The following is a 2,502-nucleotide window of genomic DNA, read 5'->3' on the forward strand; positions in this document are numbered from 1 at the left end:
CTTGTCCCTGTGAGAGTAGGACGTTGCCAAGCAAAAACCTAAGTCGATTCGACTTAGGTTTTTTTGTGTTTATTTTCATTCACCAAATGTTAAAATCCATAAATGTAATAACCCTAAAGAGGAAAAAAGAAGGAGATAGAGGCTGTATATAATAAAATTTGGATGATAAAGTGATAAGAAGGTTATAAAATAATACGTTTAAATATTAGTCGAAGGTAAGAATTACCTTTTTTATAGTGATTTAGTTGTTGTATGAACAAAAATGTTTTTGATCTTATATGAAAAGGTTATGTGTTTTAAGGGATTTTGCATAAGAAAAAATCTATAATTAAGGTAGCTAACATATATTTTTTGATGGGTGTGGGGAATTATGAAAGAAATATGCATGTTATTAGTGGCTGTTATATTATGGGGGACAGCCATTGCGCCAACGAAATGGGCATTAGAATCTATTCAACCGTTTACTTTGTTATTTATTCGCCTTTTCTTTGCAGGTGGAATTTGTATGCTTTTCTCATTTAACCAACTACAAAAAGCTGTTGTACATAAACATATTCCATGGAAAAGAATGAGTTTACTATCTTTTACCGGTGTAGCTGGGTACTTTATGTTCACATCCTATGGTATTTCTTTAACAAGTGGATTACATGTTAGTATCATTGATGCTGCATTGCCGTTAGTTACAATTCTTTTTTCAACGTTCTTTTTGAAAGAGAAAATTCAGCTGAATTATTGGATTGGAATTATACTGGGTGCTATAGGCGTGCTCTTTATTACGGTTCCATCTAATAACGTCGATCAAGAGGTGTCTTTAATAGGAGATATACTTATTTTATTGAGTACTTTTTTATTTGCTTTCTACACGATATTGTTAAAACGTCCGAAACAAGAACGACATTTGTCAAACAATGTTTTTACAACGTTAACTTTAATTATTGGAATGGCTATCTTATTACCTTTTGCAATGATAGAAACCTTTTATTACGGTTTCCCGAAGATTGACACATGGAAAGTAGGATTTAGTGTAATGTACCTCGTTATAGGAGCAACAATTTTAGCGTATTGGTTTTGGAATAAAGCACTAGAGAGAATTTCGGCATCGGTAAGTGGATTATATTTAAATGCATTACCTTTAATAAGTATTGTTACTTCAATTGTTCTATTAGACGAATCTGTAACATGGAAGATAATAATCGGAGGAAGTCTAGTTTTAATAGGAGTAGGATGGGCGGATAAGCAGAAATTACGTAATCTATTAAAGGGTAATACCTTGGATAGTAGTGACTGTTAAACTGTATGCTTAATATAGTTTAAATGTTAAAAAGATACCTTATATATATAAGAGGTATCTTTTTTATAGTTAGCAAAGATAATAGATTAAAATCAGTATGGATATTCTTTGTTATATCTATATGTATCGAAATCTTTTTGAAATATTGTTTTGACGAGCTGTATACATTCATTATCATAAAAGCTTTCAAAAGTCGGATGGCGAGGGAATAAAGGATCAGTAATATCGGCATCGCTGAAATTCCCTTTATAAATCATGGCAGGGGGTTGATGATGCCATGATGTTGAAAACTCATTTATTGGTGCAGGTTTTAATTCGAAACACTTTTCTAATTCTTTTATTTCCTGATTGAAATTTTCTAAGTATATATAATTGGCTACATACTCTTCTTCACCTGCTATATATTGTTGTGTAAAGTGAGCGTTAATATCATTTGCATGAGTATCTTTAGTGAATAGGTAGTATAAAAATGATTCCTTTAGGAGAATTTTCATTTTGATATAAAAACTTTCGAATGGGTTCCTATTCTGTACTTTCTACATAAGGGGGTGCGATTAAGGACACGAAAGAACTGACCGCTCCTCTAAATGGATTACGAACAAGTTTAAAAGTTTCCTTTTGTTTATCTCGTAATGCTACACTCAGCCATATATTATAGGCTGGTGTACCTTTGTATATTATGAATAAAGGGGGGATAGTTTAAAGTTGTTTGTAATAAATCAATCTGGTAAAAAAACCACTTAGCAAGGGAAGTGCAACCACTTTTTTGACTCCAAAATAGAATGAGAGGAAAGTTTCTATGATAGTGTGGGTTTCTTGAATTAGTACTAATGATGTGTAATAAGGAAGGATCAAACAATTTCTACACTCCTTTCAATTATCCCACATTAACCGGCGGTAAGCCCCCTGTCTCTAACTTCGGCTGAAGCAAAGAAGTTAGCTGGAAGATTAACTGCCCGATTGGTGATGGCTAAACCTCTCCGCTGATTAAAGTTTCACTTTATCTTGATTATATGCATGTAAAATAAAGACGAGGTATGAGCGTATGTTTATTTTTTTGTAAAAAGTGAAAAAGAAATATTGACTATTATTATATAGAGGTGTATTATAAAACAAGTCGCCGATAGCAACAACGCAGAAAGCGACAAACGAAATAAAAAAAACTTAGTTGACATTGAAAGATGAAAATGTTAACATAAGGAAGTCGCAAA

The 2,502-nt window shown here is 32.4% G+C and carries 1 protein-coding gene and 1 pseudogene; one reads left to right on the top strand and one right to left on the bottom strand.

Features of this window, described 5'->3' with window-relative positions; all coding sequences use genetic code 11:
* Positions 1 to 370: 370 nt before the first annotated feature.
* On the top strand, positions 371 to 1,291 hold the full coding sequence (locus VK90_RS18105) for a DMT family transporter (RefSeq protein ID WP_048374313.1): 921 nt from the start codon (positions 371 to 373) through the stop codon (positions 1,289 to 1,291).
* A gap of 92 nt (positions 1,292 to 1,383) precedes the next feature.
* Here VK90_RS18105 and VK90_RS29915 read toward each other — a convergent pair.
* Positions 1,384 to 2,150 (bottom strand): annotated as a pseudogene (locus VK90_RS29915) (sulfotransferase family 2 domain-containing protein).
* Positions 2,151 to 2,502 lie beyond the last annotated feature (352 nt).

This window comes from Bacillus sp. LK2, from assembly GCF_001043575.1.
GTDB lineage: Bacteria > Bacillota > Bacilli > Bacillales > Bacillaceae_G > Bacillus_A > Bacillus_A paramycoides.

Bases quoted from the DNA above. Each gene is read 5' to 3' on its own strand.
- VK90_RS18105 (WP_048374313.1), top strand. From the start codon at position 371: ATGAAAGAAATATGCATGTTATTAGTGGCTGTTATATTATGGGGGACA.